We start from the raw sequence: 15,680 nt of genomic DNA on the forward strand, positions 1-15,680 counted from the left end.
GCCGGATGGCGGCGCTTTGCGCCTTATCCGGCCTACTATCCGTAGGCCCGGTAAGCGTAAGCGCCACCGGGCATTTGAACCAGATTAACGTTTGTAGATGAACTCGACGCCTTCTTCGTCGTCTTCGTCCCAGTCGTCATCCCAGTCATCTTCTGCTTCATCTTCGACTTCAGCGAGCTGCTGACGGTGATAATCGTCCCACATGAACTCCACTTTCTCCGGCTGTTTCGCTTCATCAGCCTGAACGATAGGGTTCTCGATGATAAAGGTCATCACATCCCAGCAGAGATCTTTCACGCCAGTCTGGCTGGCAGCGGAAATCATGTAGTACTTATCTTCCCAGCCCAGCGCCTGCGCGATAGCTTTCGCTTTTTCTTCCGCTTCGGCTTGGTCCAGCAAATCAATTTTGTTGAACACTAACCAGCGCGGCTTAGCAGCCAGATCCTGACTGTATTTTTCCAGTTCGCCGATAATGATACGGGCGTTTTCCACCGGATCGGAACCGTCGATCGGATCGATATCAATAAGGTGCAGCAGTACGCGGCAACGTTCCAGGTGCTTCAGGAAGCGAATCCCCAGACCCGCGCCTTCCGCCGCGCCTTCAATCAGCCCCGGAATATCGGCAACCACAAAGCTCTTTTCGTTGTCCATACGCACAACGCCAAGGCTCGGCACCAGAGTGGTAAACGGATAGTCCGCCACTTTCGGTTTTGCCGCAGATACCGCGCGGATAAAGGTTGATTTACCGGCGTTTGGCATACCCAGCATACCCACGTCCGCCAGCAGCATCAGCTCCAGCATCAAATCGCGCTTATCGCCCGGCGTACCCATCGTTTTCTGACGCGGAGTACGGTTAACAGAGGACTTAAAGCGGGTATTGCCCAGGCCGTGCCAGCCGCCTTTGGCAACCATCAGACGCTGACCGTGTTTGGTCATATCGCCCATGGTTTCGCCGGTGCCCTGATCGATAACACGCGTACCGACAGGCACTTTGATCGTGACATCTTTCCCACGTTTACCGGTGCAGTCACGGCTTGCGCCATTCTGACCACGTTCAGCGCGGAACGATTTTTCAAAGCGGTAATCGATCAGCGTGTTCAGGTTTTCGTCGGCTTCCAGCCAGACGTCGCCACCATCGCCGCCATCACCGCCATCCGGGCCGCCTTTCGGGATGTATTTTTCGCGGCGGAAGCTCACGCAACCATTACCGCCATCGCCAGCAACGACCAGAATCGATGCTTCATCAACAAACTTCATTTTACTCTCCGTAAATCATTCGCCTGAGCGGGGTTGCGAAACCACCGTTTCATGCTTGCGTAAACCGCCCCAAATACGATGACCAATGGCGGAATACATCGCGCCCGCAACCACGACAAACGCACCGAGATAACCTAAAAGGTTTAACATCGGTCTGGCGAAGAAATCGGGCCAGGCCATAGATAATAGATCTGAAAATAACAGCGTAAACAGCGGAGTGAGCGTGATTAACGCACTTACCTGCGCTGCCTGCCAACGCGCCATCGCTTCCGCCAGGGCGCCATATCCTACCAGCGTATTCAGCCCACAGAAAATCAAACACGCGAGCTGCCAGTCGCTTAACTGCGAGATAACCCCCGGCTTCGCCAGCGGCAATAACGCAATCGTACATAAAGTGTACAGTAAAAACAGGATCTGCTGTGAGGCCAGACGACGCAATAACACCTTTTGCGCGACGCCATAACTCACCCAGACCGTCGCCGCACCGACCCCAAAGATCACACCCCAGGTGTAATCGGTCAGTTTGGTAAAAATCTCGACCAGACTGGTATTAAAGAACATCACCAGCCCACAAAGCAGCATGAGCGCGCCAATCACCTGCGTGCCGCGCATCTTTTCTTTCAAAATAAAGACGCTGGCGACCATCATGCCAACCGGTGACAGTTGACCGATAACCTGCGATGCCGTCGGACTCAAATATTGCAGGGAAGAGCTGAACAGGATGAAATTCCCGAAAAGTCCACCTGTTGCAATCGCCAGCAACACCAGCCAGCGCGGTTTGCGAAAAATACGCAATGGCGGGAGCTTTCTTTTAACTGCCAGGATCGCGCCGAGGCCGATACTCGCCATTAAAAAGCGATAGAAGACAATGGTCGGAGGTTCCATCACCTCCAGCACCTGCTTCATTGCAATTGGCAAGGCGCCCCAACACATTGCAGTGGTGAGTGCTAAAAGGATGCCAATGCCAGCCTGCTGCTTCATGCCCGTTTTCCCTACAAGAAAATTTTCCGGGTTTTCAATGTAAAAAGCCCCGCAACACGTTGCGGGGCTTTAATCCGTTACCGGACCACGAAGAACTTACTCAGCAACGATGCTGATGTATTTACGATTGTTCGGGCCTTTAACTTCGAATTTCACTTTACCGTCTGCTTTAGCAAACAGAGTGTGGTCACGACCGCAACCTACGTTAGTGCCAGCGTGGAATTTGGTGCCACGTTGACGAACGATGATGCTACCCGCCAGAACGGTTTCGCCACCGAAACGCTTAACGCCCAGGCGTTTAGCTTCTGAATCGCGACCGTTACGAGTTGAGCCGCCAGCCTTTTTATGTGCCATTTAAATCTCTCCTCAGGTCTTAGGCGCTGATGCCAGTAATTTTCACATCAGTGAACCACTGACGGTGGCCTTGCTGCTTACGATAGTGTTTACGACGACGAAACTTAACGATTTTAACTTTCTCGCCACGACCGTGAGCAACAACTTCAGCTTTGATTACGCCGCCATCAACGAAAGGAACGCCGATTTTGACTTCTTCACCGTTTGCGATCATCAGAACTTCAGCGAACTCAATAGTTTCGCCAGTTGCGATGTCCAGCTTTTCCAGGCGAACGGTCTGACCTTCGCTTACTCGGTGTTGTTTACCACCACTTTGGAAAACCGCGTACATAAAAAACTCCGCTTCCGCGCACGCCTTTTCAATGATTCAGAGTGCGCTATAAATATTCACAATAGGGCGCGAATATTACGCAAAACGCGAGCCTTTGACAAGTGCTACCGTCAATACATGAAGAAAAAAAACACAACGTGTACGGTAACGTTTATCTGCGCCGTTTTTTCAGTACAATCAGCATATATTCCTAACCCTAAACCCTTAGTTATCTCATCCCATGATGAGTTAATCGGGGCGATAAGCCCGGCTTTTGCGATGAATTTAGAAAAAATCAATGAGTTAACCGCGCAAGATATGGCGGGTGTCAATGCGACAATCCTTGAACAGCTCAATTCCGACGTCCAACTGATCAATCAGTTAGGGTATTACATCGTTAGCGGCGGCGGAAAACGTATCCGCCCGATGATTGCCGTACTCGCTGCGCGCGCCGTTGGTTATCAGGAAAATGCGCACGTCACGATCGCTGCCTTAATCGAGTTTATCCACACCGCCACTCTGCTACACGACGATGTTGTGGATGAATCCGATATGCGTCGTGGGAAGGCAACGGCGAATGCGGCATTTGGCAACGCCGCCAGCGTCCTGGTCGGTGATTTTATCTACACCCGCGCGTTCCAGATGATGACCAGCCTTGGCTCGCTGAAAGTGCTGGAAGTAATGTCAGAAGCGGTGAACGTCATCGCCGAAGGCGAAGTGCTGCAACTGATGAACGTCAACGACCCGGACATCACCGAAGAAAATTACATGCGCGTGATTTACAGCAAAACGGCGCGCCTGTTTGAAGCTGCGGCGCAGTGTTCCGGTATTCTTGCTGGCTGTACTCCTGAGCAGGAAAAAGGGTTGCAGGATTATGGTCGTTATCTCGGTACGGCCTTTCAGCTGATTGACGATTTACTCGATTACAGCGCTGATGGCGAGCAGTTAGGTAAAAATGTCGGCGATGACCTCAACGAAGGAAAACCAACGCTGCCGCTGCTGCACGCTATGCGTAACGGTACGCCAGAGCAGGCACAAATGATCCGTACCGCCATTGAACAAGGCAATGGTCGCCACCTTCTGGAACCCGTTCTGGAAGCCATGACCGCCTGCGGTTCACTGGAATGGACGCGTCAGCGTGCAGAAGACGAGGCCGATAAAGCCATCGCCGCCCTACAGATTCTGCCTGATACGCCGTGGCGCGAAGCCCTGATCGGTCTGGCGCACATCGCCGTACAACGCGATCGTTAACCCTCCCTTCTCATCCCGTGCTCTGCGCGGGATGAATCTTTAAGTTCCAGTAAATTCCAGTTACTCATTTCTTTAGCCAGCCCTTTTACCATCGCACGTATGCTGTCACATTTTATGAATATGCATACTCTTTACAGGAACATATTAGAGCAATACTATCACCTGGCGTATAGTATTTCTCACAGGCTGATTATCCAGGCCGCAAGCGACTGACTGACCGAAGGAGTGAGGGAATAATGGAAAATAAACTCATTGACTGGCATCCCGCAGACATCATTGCCGGATTACGTAAAAAAGGGACATCTATGGCGGCGGAATCACGCAAGAATGGATTAAGTTCCTCGACGCTGGCAAACGCCCTGACCCGACCGTGGCCGAAAGGAGAGCTCATCATTGCGAAGGCGCTGGGTACAGAACCCTGGGTGATCTGGCCGTCGCGCTATCATGACCCAGAAACCCATGAGTTCATTGACAGAACGCGTCTGATGCGGGCTCGAAAAGGGAAATAGAGAAGTAAGGAACGGATAACGCTCTGAACGGTAGCCCCCGAACAGGGGCTACCAGTGCATGCGGAAAAAATTACTCGCCTTTCACACGCTCAATATTCGCGCCCAGCGCGCGCAGTTTGTCTTCAATGCGCTCATAGCCACGATCGATGTGATAAATACGATCGACCAGCGTCGTGCCTTCTGCAATGCATCCCGCCAGCACCAGGCTCGCAGACGCACGCAAGTCGGTCGCCATCACCTGCGCCCCGGAAAGTTTTTCAACGCCGTGGCAAATCACGGTGTTGCTCTCGATTTCCGCGTGCGCACCCATACGGATCAGTTCAGGCACATGCATAAAGCGGTTTTCGAAAATGGTTTCCGTGATGAAACCCGTCCCTTCCGCGACAAGGTTCAGCAGCGTGAACTGCGCCTGCATATCGGTCGGGAAAGCCGGGTGCGGCGCGGTGCGCACATTCACAGCTTTCGGACGCTGGCCATGCATGTCCAGGCTGATCCAGTCTTCACCGGTTTCAATATCCGCTCCGGCGTCACGCAGTTTAGCCAGTACGGCATCCAGCGTATCCGGCTGCGCGTTACGGCAGACGATTTTACCGCCGGAAATCGCCGCCGCGACCAGGAAGGTGCCGGTTTCAATGCGATCGGGCAGAACACGGTATACGCCGCCGCCCAGACGCTCAACGCCCTCAATGGTAATACGATCGGTGCCCTGACCGCTGATCTTCGCTCCCAACGTCACCAGGAAGTTCGCGGTATCGACGATCTCCGGCTCACGCGCGGCGTTTTCAATCACGGTGGTCCCTTCGGCCAGCGTTGCCGCAGACATGATGGTCACCGTCGCACCGACGCTGACTTTGTCCATCACGATATGCGCGCCTTTCAGACGACCATTAACAGACGCCTTCACATAGCCTTCTTCCAGCTTGATCTCAGCGCCCAGTTGTTCCAGGCCGGTGATGTGCAGATCGACCGGACGCGCGCCGATGGCGCAACCACCTGGCAGAGAAACCTGCCCCTGACCAAAACGCGCAACCAGCGGCCCCAGCGCCCAAATCGACGCGCGCATGGTTTTTACCAGTTCATAAGGCGCGCAGAAGATGTTGACCTGGCTGGCGTCAATCCAGACAGAACCGTTACGTTCCACTTTCGTTCCAAGCTGGCTGAGCAGTTTCATCGTCGTATCGATGTCTTTCAGCTTTGGAACGTTCTGGATCTCTACCGGCTCCTCTGCCAGCAGCGCCGCGAAAAGGATCGGCAATGCGGCATTTTTAGCGCCTGAAATTGTGACTTCGCCCTGGAGCGTTGTCGGCCCCTGTACACGAAATTTATCCATTATTCTGTTCTCTGTTAAGAATTCATATCTGCTACCGGCGTGTCGCCCGTCGCTCAAAAACCGTTAAGTTTGCGATCGCGTTCCCATTCCGCTGGGGTATACGCTTTGATCGATACGGCATGGATACGGTTATCCGCAATAAACTCCATCAACGGGCCGTAAACAGACTGCTGCTTCTTGACCCGGCTCATGCCGTCAAACATCTCACCCACGGCGATAACCTGAAAGTGACTGCCATCGCCAGAGACGTGGACTTCCTGGAGGGAGAGTGCGCTCATCAGCACGCTCTGAATTTCATGATTTTCCATGGGCTCTTCATTCGTCAAATAGGGAAAACAGCCCAACATCTTAGAGCAAAGTGGCGCTGTCATAAATAAGCAAAAAGCCCAGCTGATAAATCAGGCAAGGCTTTGGTGGCAAATCCCACTTAGGGGTTTTGCCGGATGGCGGCACAAGGCCTTATCCGGCCTACAAAAATTAACGTGGAAGCACGTCAGCAGGCAAATTATAGAGCTTCGCCAGCGTGTAAACCTTCTCGTTTACCCCTTGCAGCGAAACGCTGTTGCCCTGTCGCTTCGCCTGATCGACAAGATGCACCAGTAACGCCAGACCACCGGTATCCACCCGGGAGACCTGGCTCAGATCGATGCAGGTTACGCCTTTCATCGCATCAACGCGCGCATCCCACAGAGGGTTCAGCACGTCCTGGTCCAGCTCTCCCGCTAATGCCAGCGTGTCACCTTCGCGCGTCCAGCTAAGTGACTGCGTCATTATTTTTTCTCTTCCAGCGAAATTTTCTGACGAGAAATTGACTGCAACTGCGCGGTCAGGCCGTCGATGCCTTTAGTACGCAGCAGATCGCTCCACTCATTCTGTTTTGTGGTGATCATACTGACGCCTTCCGCGATCATGTCATAAGCCTGCCAGTTACCGGTCTGGGTGTTTTTACGCCATTGGAAATCCAGTCGAACCGGAGGACGGCCATTCGGATCGATGATCGTCACGCGGATCGGCACGATGGTCGCATTGCCCAGCGGTTGTTCCGGCGCAATCTGGTAAGTCTGGCCGTGGTACATCGCCAGCGCCTGACCATAAGCCTGTTTCAGGTATTCACGGAACGCCGCGAAATAGGCGTCACGCTGCGCCGGCGTCGCCTCCCGGTAGTAACGACCCAGTACCAGCGCGCCCGCGTATTTCACCTGCACATACGGCAGCAGTTCCTGGTCAACGACGTCGCGCAGGTAATCCGGGTTGGCACGGATTTTCGGCTGTTCGTTTTTCAGACGATCGAAGGTTTTCTGCGCCGCCTCATTCATCAATTTATACGGGTTAGTCTGGTCCGCCGCGGTTGCCGCGCTCAACGGTGCAATGACCAGCAGCGCTACCATCATTAATCGCTTAAACATACATCGATTCTCCTGTGATTAATTTGTTGCGCCCGCAGGCGGTGTCGCTTCATTATTGCCTTCAGTTGGCGCTGGCGCATCGCCAGAATTCTTATTGTCGTCCCCTTTGCTGTTGTAAAGGAACTGACCAATCATGTCTTCAAGCACCATCGCGGACTTGGTGTCCTGAATAGTGTCGCCATCTTTGAGGATAGACGTTCCCAGTTCAGGATCTTCAAACCCGACGTTTAACGCCAGATATTGCTCCCCCAGCAGGCCAGAGGTGCGGATACTCAGCGAACTGGTGTCAGGAATGTGGTTATAGCGCTCTTCAATATCCAGCGTGACGCGCGGCAGGTAGGTTTTCGGATCCAGCGAGATATCCGCAACCCGGCCGACAACCACCCCGCCAATGCGCACCGGAGAGCGCGCTTTCAGGCCGCCAATATTGTCGAAGGTCGCATAAATCGTGTAGGTCGGCTCCGTGCGCATTGAAGTGACATTGGCCGCTTTCAGGCAAACAAACAGCGCCGCCAGCAACGCAACCAGCAAGAAGATCCCTACCCAAATTTCACTTTTTTTCGTTTGCATGAACTCAATTCCCAAACATCAGTGCGGTCAACACAAAATCCAGACCCAGAACGGCCAAAGACGAGTGCACAACGGTGCGCGTGGTTGCGCGGCTAATCCCGGCAGAGGTCGGAATCGCGTCATACCCATTGAACAGCGCAATCCACGTTACCGTGATGGCGAACACCACGCTCTTAATCAAACAGTTCACGAGATCCAGACGCCAGTCGACGGCATCCTGCATCGCCGACCAGAAGAAACCGGCATCGATCCCCTTCCAGCTAACGCCAACCAGCGATCCACCCCAGATGCCAACAGCCACGAAGATAATCGTCAGCAGCGGCAGCGAAATCACCCCCGCCCACAGGCGCGGAGAGATCACCCGGCGCAGCGGATCGACGGCCATCATTTCCATACTGGAGAGCTGCTCAGTCGCTCGCATAAGACCAATTTCTGCGGTCAGCGCAGACCCTGCGCGCCCGGCAAACAGCAACGCCGCGACAACCGGCCCCAGTTCACGCAGCAATGAAAGCGCCACCAGCATACCCAGGCTGGTTTCCGCGCTGTAGGTCGTCAGAACCAGATAGCCCTGCAACCCGAGCACCATGCCGATAAAAACGCCAGAGACGATAATAATGAGCATCGACAGGACGCCCACATTATAGAGCTGACGCACCAGCAGCGGCGCATGCTTGCGAAATTCCGGCTTACCAATCACCGCATTGAATAACATTAACCCGGCACGCCCGAACGTTCTGAGGGTTTTGATCCCCCGGTGTCCGAGCGATGCCAGCGCATTTAACAGCATGAGTGGCTTAACTCCCTGTTTCGAGTAAATCGGAGTGATAATCGCCCGCCGGATAGCGGAACGGAACCGGCCCGTCGGCAATACCGTCCAGGAACTGGCGGACGCGCGGGTCGGCATTTTCTTGCAGTTCCTTTGCGCTACCGTGCGCCACGATTTTTTTGTCCGCCATAATCCAGGCGTGATCGGCGATGCTCAGCACCTCCGGCACATCGTGGGACACGACAACGCAGGTTACGCCCAGCGTGCTGTTCAGTTCTGAAATCAGCTTCACCAGTACGCCCATCGTAATCGGATCCTGACCTACAAACGGCTCATCGAACATAATGAGGTCGGGTTCCAGCGCAATAGCACGGGCTAATGCCGCACGCCGCGCCATCCCCCCGGACAGTTCAGAAGGCATGAGCTTTGCCGCGCCGCGCAGACCAACGGCTTCCAGTTTCATCATCACCGTGCTTTTCAACAGCGGCGCGGGTAAATTCGTGTGCTCCCGCAGTGGGTAGGCTACGTTATCAAACACGTTCATGTCGGTGAACAGCGCCCCCGACTGAAACAGCATGCTCATCCGTTTTCGTACCGTGTACAACCGCGAGCGAGACATAGCAGGTACGTTTTCGCCATCAAACAGTATTTCCCCGCTATCCGGCGGGATTTGTCCGCCAATCAGTCGTAACAGCGTGGTTTTACCGATCCCCGATGGCCCCATGATCGCCGTGATCTTCCCGCGTGGCACGGTCAGGGAAATATTATCGAAAATGCAGCGGTCGCCACGCGAAAAGCTGACGTCGCGCATATCGACTAAATTCGCCACAGACTGACCCATTGATTCATCCTTTGTATCGCCTTGTTGATCTAAGCATGGCGCTGAATTTAGCCATGAACCCAACATATTTACAGAATATTACCTGCCCTGGTTAGCTAAAGCTGGCATTTGTTTTACTTTTTAGCCGCATAAAGTCAAAATTAAGACTTCGTTACGGCTTCCAGAAGATCCCTCCAGTGGACCGGCGAGTATACCTGAAGAAAGGACTTTAGATGCTTTTAGCTACGGCGCTGTTAATTATTGGTTTACTTCTGGTGGTCTACAGCGCCGATCGTCTGGTGTTTGCCGCATCGATTTTGTGCCGGGCAGTGGGGATTCCTCCGCTCATTATCGGGATGACGGTCGTCAGTATCGGAACATCATTACCGGAGATAATTGTCTCGGTTGCCGCGTCGCTTCACGGGCAACTGGACTTAGCCGTAGGCACCGCGCTCGGCTCCAACATCATCAATATCTTGCTGATTCTGGGCCTGGCGGCGCTGTTTCACCCTTTTACCGTGCATTCTGATGTTTTGCGCCGCGAATTGCCGCTAATGTTATTTGTCAGTGTGCTGGCGGGTTCCGTCCTGCACGATGGCGAGCTGAGCCGTAGCGACGGAATCTTTCTTCTGCTGCTGGCCGTGCTATGGCTGCTGTTCATTGTTAAGATCGCGCGCCTGGCGGAGCGACAGGGAAATGACAGCCTCACCCGGGAGCAGGTGGCGGAGCTGCCGCGCGAAGGCGGCTTACCCGTCGCGTTTTTGTGGCTGGGTATCGCGCTGATTATTATGCCGATGGCGACGCGGATGGTGGTTGATAACGCCACCGTACTGGCGAACTACTTCGCCATGAGCGAACTGACTATCGGCCTGACGGTGATTGCGATTGGCACCAGCCTGCCGGAGCTGGCGACGGCGATCGCGGGCATCCGCAAAGGTGAAAATGATATCGCCATTGGCAACATTATCGGCGCCAATATTTCTAATATCGCCATCGTTCTGGGGCTGCCTGCATTGATTACGCCAGGCGACGTCAACCCGCTGGCGTTTGGGCGTGACTATAGCGTGATGCTGTTAGTGAGCATTGTTTTGGCATTGCTGTGCTGGCGGCGTCCGCGCCAGATTGGTCGGGGCGCAGGCGTGCTGCTGACCGGCGGTTTTATCGTATGGCTGGCGATGCTGTACTGGCTATCGCCGCTTCTTATTGGATAACGGGAAAACGGACTATGTCGCACTTAGCGTTACAACCGGGTTTTGACTTTCAGAAAGCAGGCAAAGACGTCCTGGAGATTGAACGTGAAGGCCTGGCGGAGCTTGATCAATACATCGACCAGAACTTCACGCTCGCCTGTGAAAAAATCTTCTCGTGCACAGGCAAAGTCGTTGTCATGGGGATGGGAAAATCAGGTCATATCGGGCGGAAAATGGCCGCCACCTTTGCCAGCACCGGCACTTCCGCCTTTTTTGTTCACCCGGGCGAGGCCGCGCATGGCGATCTCGGCATGGTCACCTCGCAGGATGTGGTGATCGCGATTTCCAACTCTGGCGAATCCAATGAGATTGCCGCATTAATCCCGGTTCTCAAACGCTTGCAGGTGCCGCTGATTTGTATTACCGGGCGGCCAGAAAGCAGCATGGCGCGTGCGGCGGATGTGCATCTGTGTGTTAAAGTGCCGAAAGAAGCCTGCCCGTTGGGTCTGGCGCCGACCAGCAGCACCACGGCTACGCTGGTCATGGGCGATGCGCTCGCGGTCGCGTTATTAAAAGCCCGCGGCTTTACCGCCGAAGATTTTGCGTTGTCGCATCCGGGCGGCGCACTTGGCCGTAAACTTCTGCTGCGCGTTAACGATATCATGCACACCGGTGATGAAATCCCGCATGTGAATAAAAACGCCAGCCTGCGTGATGCCCTGCTGGAAATTACGCGTAAAAATCTCGGCATGACCGTCATTTGTGATGACACAATGAAGATTGACGGCATCTTTACCGATGGCGACTTGCGTCGTGTTTTCGATATGGGTGTGGATGTTCGCCAGTTAGGGATTGCCGACGTCATGACGCCAGGGGGAATTCGCGTTCGCCCCGGTATTCTCGCCGTTAACGCCCTGAACTTAATGCAGTCCCGTCATATCACCTCCGTTTTGGTTGCTGATGGCGACCAGTTACTGGGTGTGTTACATATGCATGATTTACTGCGTGCAGGCGTAGTGTAGAAACTCAAGGATAAAAGAAATGAGTAAAGCAGGTGCGTCGCTTGCGACCTGTTATGGCCCCGTCAGTACACAGGTTATCGCCCAGGCGGAAAACATCCGTCTGCTCATCCTCGATGTGGATGGCGTGCTGTCTGATGGTCTGATTTATATGGGCAACAACGGTGAAGAGCTGAAGGCCTTTAACGTCCGTGATGGCTACGGCATTCGCTGTGCGCTCACTTCCGGGATTGAGGTCGCTATTATTACCGGACGAAAGGCTAAACTTGTAGAAGATCGCTGTGCCACCCTGGGGATCACGCATCTCTATCAGGGGCAGTCGGACAAACTTATCGCGTTTGGCGACCTGCTCGATAAGCTGGGCGTTGCGCCTGAAAATGTGGCTTACGTCGGTGACGATCTGATCGACTGGCCGGTGATGGAAAAAGTGGGTCTGAGCGTTGCGGTCGCTGATGCGCATCCGCTCCTGATCCCCCGCGCCGACTATGTGACGCATATCGCCGGTGGACGCGGCGCGGTGCGGGAAGTGTGCGATCTACTCTTGCTGGCGCAGGGTAAGCTTGATGAGGCCAAAGGGCAATCGATATGAGTAAAACCAGACGTTGGGTTATCATTCTACTGTCGTTGGCCGTACTGGTGTTGATCGGAATTAATCTGGCGGATAAAGACGATCCTGCTCAGGTTGTGGTGAACACCAGCGATCCGACTTATAAGAGCGAGCATACCGATACGGTCGTCTATAGCCCGGAAGGCGCGTTGAACTATCGTCTTATTGCGCAGCACGTTGAATATTATTCAGAACAGGCGCTTTCGTGGTTTACCCAACCGGTATTAACCACCTTTGATAAAGATAAAGTCCCGACATGGTCGATTAAAGCGGATAAGGCGAAATTGACCGAAGACCGGATGCTCTATCTGTATGGTCACGTTGAAGTCAATGCGCTGGCGCCTGACGCTCAACTACGCAGAATCACGACGGATAACGCGACGATCAACCTGGTGACGCAGGATGTCACCTCTGAAGATCTGGTCACGTTATACGGAACAACATTTAACTCCAGCGGACTGAAAATGCGCGGCAACTTACGCAGCAAGAACGCCGAGCTGATTGAAAAGGTTAGAACCTCCTATGAAATTCAAAACAAACAAACTCAGCCTTAATCTTGTGCTTGCCAGCACACTTCTGGCCGCCAGTCTTCCGGCGTTCGCGGTCACCGGCGATACCGAACAACCGATTCATATTGAATCGGACCAGCAGTCACTGGATATGCAGGGTAACGTGGTGACGTTTACCGGAAATGTCGTCGTGACTCAGGGCACCATCAAAATCAATGCCGACAAAGTGGTCGTCACCCGTCCGGGCGGCGAGCAAGGCAAAGAGGTGATCGACGGCTTCGGCAACCCGGCGACGTTTTATCAGATGCAGGACAACGGCAAGCCGGTAAAAGGCCATGCCCAAAAAATGCATTATGAGCTGGCGAAAGATTTCGTCGTCCTGACCGGTAACGCCTACCTGGAGCAGCTCGACAGCAACATCACCGGCGATAAGATCACTTACCTGGTGAAAGAGCAGAAAATGCAGGCGTTCAGCGAAAAAGGCAAACGTGTAACGACGGTTCTGGTGCCGTCGCAGTTGCAGGACAAAAACAAAGACCAGACCCCGGCACAGAAGAAGGGTAACTAATTCGTTATGGCAACATTAACTGCAAAGAATCTTGCGAAAGCCTATAAAGGCCGTCGCGTGGTGGAAGATGTCAGCCTGACCGTGAATTCCGGGGAGATCGTCGGTCTGCTCGGGCCGAACGGCGCAGGCAAAACCACTACCTTCTACATGGTGGTGGGCATTGTGCCGCGCGACGCTGGCAACATTATTATTGACGATGAAGACATCAGCCTGCTGCCGCTGCATGCCCGCGCGCGTCGCGGTATTGGCTATTTACCGCAGGAAGCCTCCATTTTCCGCCGTCTGAGCGTGTTTGATAACCTGATGGCGGTGCTGCAAATTCGCGACGATCTCACGACCGAACAGCGTGAAGACCGCGCCAATGAACTGATGGAAGAGTTCCACATTGAGCATCTGCGCGACAGCCTCGGACAAGCGTTGTCCGGCGGTGAACGCCGCCGTGTGGAGATTGCCCGCGCGCTGGCCGCAAATCCGAAATTTATCCTGCTGGATGAACCGTTTGCAGGCGTTGACCCGATTTCCGTCATCGACATCAAACGCATTATCGAGCACCTGCGCGACAGCGGTCTCGGCGTTCTGATTACCGACCACAACGTTCGTGAGACGCTGGCGGTGTGTGAACGCGCGTATATTGTCAGCCAGGGGCATTTGATCGCACACGGCACACCGACAGAAATCCTGCAAGACGAGCACGTTAAGCGCGTATACCTTGGGGAAGACTTCAGACTCTGATAGGGTAGAAGACTGCGACGTCACAGCGGGAGAAAACGACTCTGAACATGAAGCAAGGTTTGCAACTCAGGCTCAGCCAACAACTGGCGATGACGCCCCAGCTACAACAGGCCATCCGTCTGTTGCAGTTGTCTACGCTGGAACTTCAGCAGGAACTTCAGCAAGCGCTGGAGAGTAATCCGCTGCTTGAGCAAACCGATCTTCACGATGAAATCGACACGCGCGAAACCCAGGACAACGAAGCCCTGGATACCGCAGACGCGCTCGAACAGAAAGAGATGCCCGAAGAGCTGCCGCTTGACGCCAGCTGGGATGAGATTTACACCGCAGGTACGCCGTCCGGCACCAGCGGCGACTACATCGACGACGAGCTGCCGGTGTACCAGGGCGAAACCACGCAGTCCCTCCAGGACTACCTGATGTGGCAAGTCGGGCTGACTCCGTTCTCGGATACCGATCGCGCGATTGCCACCTCAATTGTCGATGCCGTTGATGATACCGGCTATCTCACCATTTCGCTGGATGACATTCTCGAAAGCATCGGCGATGAAGAGATCGGCCTCGATGAAATAGAAGCGGTACTCAAACGCGTTCAGCGCTTCGATCCCATCGGCGTGGCGGCGAAAGATCTCCGTGACTGCCTGCTGATCCAGCTCTCACAGTTCGATAAATCCACGCCCTGGCTGGAAGACGCCCGGTTGATCATCAGCGATCACCTCGATCTGCTGGCCAATCATGACTTCCGTACCCTGATGCGCGTTACGCGGCTGAAAGAAGAGGTGCTGAAAGAGGCAGTCAATCTTATCCAGTCGCTCGATCCCAGACCGGGTCAGTCTATCCAGACCGGCGAACCTGAATATGTGATCCCGGATGTGCTGGTGCGTAAGCATAACGGTTACTGGATGGTGGAGCTGAACGGCGACAGCATTCCCCGTCTACAGATCAATCAACATTATGCCGCCCTGTGCAACGGCGCGCGTAATGATGCCGACAGCCAGTTCATTCGCAGCAACCTTCAGGATGCGAAGTGGCTGATCAAAAGTCTGGAAAGCCGCAACGACACCCTGTTACGCGTGAGCCGCTGTATTGTTGAGCAGCAGCAGGCCTTCTTCGAGCAAGGCGAAGAGTTTATGAAACCGATGGTGCTGGCGGACATCGCCCAGGCCGTCGAGATGCACGAATCGACGATTTCCCGTGTGACCACGCAGAAGTATCTGCACAGTCCACGCGGCATTTTTGAACTGAAGTATTTCTTTTCCAGCCATGTGAATACCGAAGGCGGAGGCGAAGCCTCTTCCACAGCGATACGTGCGCTGGTGAAGAAATTAATTGCTGCGGAGAACCCCGCGAAGCCGCTGAGCGACAGCAAGTTAACCTCTATGTTGTCGGATCAGGGTATCATGGTGGCGCGCCGCACCGTTGCGAAGTACCGAGAGTCTTTATCCATTCCGCCGTCCAATCAGCGCAAACAGCTGGTTTGAACCAACCGATAAGGAAGACA

At 54.1% G+C, this 15,680-nt stretch carries 20 protein-coding genes; 9 read left to right on the forward strand and 11 right to left on the reverse strand.

The genetic code is table 11. The features are described from left to right. Positions 1 to 84 precede the first annotated feature (84 nt). The 4 genes from cgtA to rplU all read right to left on the reverse strand — a co-directional run bounded on the left by cgtA (position 85) and on the right by rplU (position 2,923). Positions 85 to 1,257, reverse strand: a complete 1,173-nt coding sequence (cgtA, locus tag OGX75_RS13510) for an Obg family GTPase CgtA (protein ID WP_012135316.1) — start codon at positions 1,255 to 1,257, stop codon at positions 85 to 87. Between the two features lie 15 nt (positions 1,258 to 1,272). After that, entirely contained in the window at positions 1,273 to 2,238 is a 966-nt protein-coding gene (locus OGX75_RS13515; protein WP_012135318.1) for a DMT family transporter, read from the reverse strand. 96 nt (positions 2,239 to 2,334) lie between these two features. Then, a complete protein-coding gene (gene rpmA / locus OGX75_RS13520; RefSeq protein ID WP_012135319.1) occupies positions 2,335 to 2,592 on the reverse strand; it encodes a 50S ribosomal protein L27 in 258 nt (85 codons plus the stop codon). Between the two features lie 19 nt (positions 2,593 to 2,611). Further along, positions 2,612 to 2,923, reverse strand: a complete 312-nt coding sequence (rplU, locus tag OGX75_RS13525; protein WP_000271396.1) for a 50S ribosomal protein L21 — start codon at positions 2,921 to 2,923, stop codon at positions 2,612 to 2,614. A gap of 258 nt (positions 2,924 to 3,181) precedes the next feature. Between rplU and ispB the strand changes: the two genes are divergently transcribed. After that, positions 3,182 to 4,153: an octaprenyl diphosphate synthase gene (ispB, locus tag OGX75_RS13530; RefSeq protein WP_047460989.1), complete on the forward strand. Its 972-nt coding sequence runs from the start codon at positions 3,182 to 3,184 to the stop codon at positions 4,151 to 4,153. 236 nt (positions 4,154 to 4,389) lie between these two features. Further along, positions 4,390 to 4,662: a DNA-binding transcriptional regulator SfsB gene (gene sfsB / locus OGX75_RS13535; protein WP_012135321.1), complete on the forward strand. Its 273-nt coding sequence runs from the start codon at positions 4,390 to 4,392 to the stop codon at positions 4,660 to 4,662. A 70-nt stretch (positions 4,663 to 4,732) separates the two neighbouring features. Here the strand turns inward: sfsB and murA are convergent, their stop codons facing one another. From murA to mlaF, 7 genes are all read right to left on the reverse strand, one after another. Further along, entirely contained in the window at positions 4,733 to 5,992 is a 1,260-nt protein-coding gene (gene murA / locus OGX75_RS13540) for a UDP-N-acetylglucosamine 1-carboxyvinyltransferase (RefSeq protein ID WP_012135322.1), read from the reverse strand. A 53-nt stretch (positions 5,993 to 6,045) separates the two neighbouring features. Further along, positions 6,046 to 6,300 (reverse strand): BolA family iron metabolism protein IbaG, encoded by a 255-nt coding sequence (gene ibaG, locus OGX75_RS13545; protein ID WP_024130986.1) that lies wholly within the window; start codon positions 6,298 to 6,300, stop codon positions 6,046 to 6,048. Positions 6,301 to 6,469: 169 nt separating this feature from the next. Next, a complete protein-coding gene (mlaB, locus tag OGX75_RS13550) occupies positions 6,470 to 6,763 on the reverse strand; it encodes a lipid asymmetry maintenance protein MlaB (RefSeq protein WP_049010395.1) in 294 nt (97 codons plus the stop codon). Continuing rightward, entirely contained in the window at positions 6,763 to 7,398 is a 636-nt protein-coding gene (gene mlaC, locus OGX75_RS13555) for a phospholipid-binding protein MlaC (protein ID WP_012135325.1), read from the reverse strand. Before mlaC ends, mlaB begins: the two co-directional genes overlap by 1 nt. An 18-nt stretch (positions 7,399 to 7,416) precedes the next feature. After that, positions 7,417 to 7,968 (reverse strand): outer membrane lipid asymmetry maintenance protein MlaD, encoded by a 552-nt coding sequence (gene mlaD / locus OGX75_RS13560; RefSeq protein WP_012135326.1) that lies wholly within the window; start codon positions 7,966 to 7,968, stop codon positions 7,417 to 7,419. 4 nt (positions 7,969 to 7,972) lie between these two features. Continuing rightward, the gene (gene mlaE / locus OGX75_RS13565; protein WP_047460983.1) at positions 7,973 to 8,755 is read right to left on the reverse strand and encodes a lipid asymmetry maintenance ABC transporter permease subunit MlaE; all 783 of its coding nucleotides are present in this window, start codon (positions 8,753 to 8,755) and stop codon (positions 7,973 to 7,975) included. A 7-nt stretch (positions 8,756 to 8,762) separates the two neighbouring features. After that, positions 8,763 to 9,575, reverse strand: a complete 813-nt coding sequence (gene mlaF, locus OGX75_RS13570; RefSeq protein WP_012135328.1) for a phospholipid ABC transporter ATP-binding protein MlaF — start codon at positions 9,573 to 9,575, stop codon at positions 8,763 to 8,765. Positions 9,576 to 9,787: 212 nt separating this feature from the next. Between mlaF and OGX75_RS13575 the strand changes: the two genes are divergently transcribed. Genes OGX75_RS13575 through rpoN form a run of 7 tightly spaced genes read left to right on the forward strand, consistent with a single transcriptional unit; the run spans position 9,788 to position 15,660 of the window. Beyond that, entirely contained in the window at positions 9,788 to 10,765 is a 978-nt protein-coding gene (locus OGX75_RS13575; protein ID WP_012135329.1) for a calcium/sodium antiporter, read from the forward strand. 14 nt (positions 10,766 to 10,779) lie between these two features. Continuing rightward, positions 10,780 to 11,766, forward strand: a complete 987-nt coding sequence (gene kdsD / locus OGX75_RS13580) for an arabinose-5-phosphate isomerase KdsD (protein ID WP_012135330.1) — start codon at positions 10,780 to 10,782, stop codon at positions 11,764 to 11,766. Positions 11,767 to 11,785: 19 nt separating this feature from the next. Beyond that, on the forward strand, positions 11,786 to 12,352 hold the full coding sequence (gene kdsC / locus OGX75_RS13585) for a 3-deoxy-manno-octulosonate-8-phosphatase KdsC (RefSeq protein WP_012135331.1): 567 nt from the start codon (positions 11,786 to 11,788) through the stop codon (positions 12,350 to 12,352). Then, a complete protein-coding gene (lptC, locus tag OGX75_RS13590) occupies positions 12,349 to 12,924 on the forward strand; it encodes an LPS export ABC transporter periplasmic protein LptC (protein WP_012135332.1) in 576 nt (191 codons plus the stop codon). Before kdsC ends, lptC begins: the two co-directional genes overlap by 4 nt. Beyond that, the gene (gene lptA, locus OGX75_RS13595) at positions 12,893 to 13,447 is read left to right on the forward strand and encodes a lipopolysaccharide ABC transporter substrate-binding protein LptA (protein WP_047460976.1); all 555 of its coding nucleotides are present in this window, start codon (positions 12,893 to 12,895) and stop codon (positions 13,445 to 13,447) included. Before lptC ends, lptA begins: the two co-directional genes overlap by 32 nt. A 6-nt stretch (positions 13,448 to 13,453) precedes the next feature. Beyond that, positions 13,454 to 14,179 carry an LPS export ABC transporter ATP-binding protein gene (gene lptB / locus OGX75_RS13600; protein ID WP_012135334.1) on the forward strand — a complete coding sequence of 242 codons (726 nt, stop codon included), beginning with the start codon at positions 13,454 to 13,456 and terminating at the stop codon, positions 14,177 to 14,179. 47 nt (positions 14,180 to 14,226) lie between these two features. Next, a complete protein-coding gene (gene rpoN / locus OGX75_RS13605; protein ID WP_012135335.1) occupies positions 14,227 to 15,660 on the forward strand; it encodes an RNA polymerase factor sigma-54 in 1,434 nt (477 codons plus the stop codon). Positions 15,661 to 15,680 lie beyond the last annotated feature (20 nt).

It is taken from the genome of Citrobacter sp. CK199 (assembly GCF_030333285.1).
In the GTDB taxonomy this organism is placed as follows: Bacteria; Pseudomonadota; Gammaproteobacteria; order Enterobacterales; family Enterobacteriaceae; genus Citrobacter_B; species Citrobacter_B koseri.

What these genes read in the sequence shown, in the direction of transcription:
- lptB (WP_012135334.1), top strand. Translation starts at nt 13,454, where the DNA reads ATGGCAACATTAACTGCAAAGAATCTTGCGAAAGCCTATAAAGGCCGT.
- cgtA (WP_012135316.1), bottom strand. Translation starts at nt 1,257, where the DNA reads ATGAAGTTTGTTGATGAAGCATCGATTCTGGTCGTTGCTGGCGATGGC.
- rplU (WP_000271396.1), bottom strand. Translation starts at nt 2,923, where the DNA reads ATGTACGCGGTTTTCCAAAGTGGTGGTAAACAACACCGAGTAAGCGAA.
- OGX75_RS13575 (WP_012135329.1), top strand. Translation starts at nt 9,788, where the DNA reads ATGCTTTTAGCTACGGCGCTGTTAATTATTGGTTTACTTCTGGTGGTC.
- rpoN (WP_012135335.1), top strand. Translation starts at nt 14,227, where the DNA reads ATGAAGCAAGGTTTGCAACTCAGGCTCAGCCAACAACTGGCGATGACG.
- ibaG (WP_024130986.1), bottom strand. Translation starts at nt 6,300, where the DNA reads ATGGAAAATCATGAAATTCAGAGCGTGCTGATGAGCGCACTCTCCCTC.
- sfsB (WP_012135321.1), top strand. Translation starts at nt 4,390, where the DNA reads ATGGAAAATAAACTCATTGACTGGCATCCCGCAGACATCATTGCCGGA.
- murA (WP_012135322.1), bottom strand. Translation starts at nt 5,992, where the DNA reads ATGGATAAATTTCGTGTACAGGGGCCGACAACGCTCCAGGGCGAAGTC.
- mlaD (WP_012135326.1), bottom strand. Translation starts at nt 7,968, where the DNA reads ATGCAAACGAAAAAAAGTGAAATTTGGGTAGGGATCTTCTTGCTGGTT.
- ispB (WP_047460989.1), top strand. Translation starts at nt 3,182, where the DNA reads ATGAATTTAGAAAAAATCAATGAGTTAACCGCGCAAGATATGGCGGGT.
- mlaE (WP_047460983.1), bottom strand. Translation starts at nt 8,755, where the DNA reads ATGCTGTTAAATGCGCTGGCATCGCTCGGACACCGGGGGATCAAAACC.
- lptA (WP_047460976.1), top strand. Translation starts at nt 12,893, where the DNA reads ATGAAATTCAAAACAAACAAACTCAGCCTTAATCTTGTGCTTGCCAGC.
- kdsC (WP_012135331.1), top strand. Translation starts at nt 11,786, where the DNA reads ATGAGTAAAGCAGGTGCGTCGCTTGCGACCTGTTATGGCCCCGTCAGT.
- mlaC (WP_012135325.1), bottom strand. Translation starts at nt 7,398, where the DNA reads ATGTTTAAGCGATTAATGATGGTAGCGCTGCTGGTCATTGCACCGTTG.
- mlaF (WP_012135328.1), bottom strand. Translation starts at nt 9,575, where the DNA reads ATGGGTCAGTCTGTGGCGAATTTAGTCGATATGCGCGACGTCAGCTTT.
- OGX75_RS13515 (WP_012135318.1), bottom strand. Translation starts at nt 2,238, where the DNA reads ATGAAGCAGCAGGCTGGCATTGGCATCCTTTTAGCACTCACCACTGCA.
- rpmA (WP_012135319.1), bottom strand. Translation starts at nt 2,592, where the DNA reads ATGGCACATAAAAAGGCTGGCGGCTCAACTCGTAACGGTCGCGATTCA.
- mlaB (WP_049010395.1), bottom strand. Translation starts at nt 6,763, where the DNA reads ATGACGCAGTCACTTAGCTGGACGCGCGAAGGTGACACGCTGGCATTA.
- kdsD (WP_012135330.1), top strand. Translation starts at nt 10,780, where the DNA reads ATGTCGCACTTAGCGTTACAACCGGGTTTTGACTTTCAGAAAGCAGGC.
- lptC (WP_012135332.1), top strand. Translation starts at nt 12,349, where the DNA reads ATGAGTAAAACCAGACGTTGGGTTATCATTCTACTGTCGTTGGCCGTA.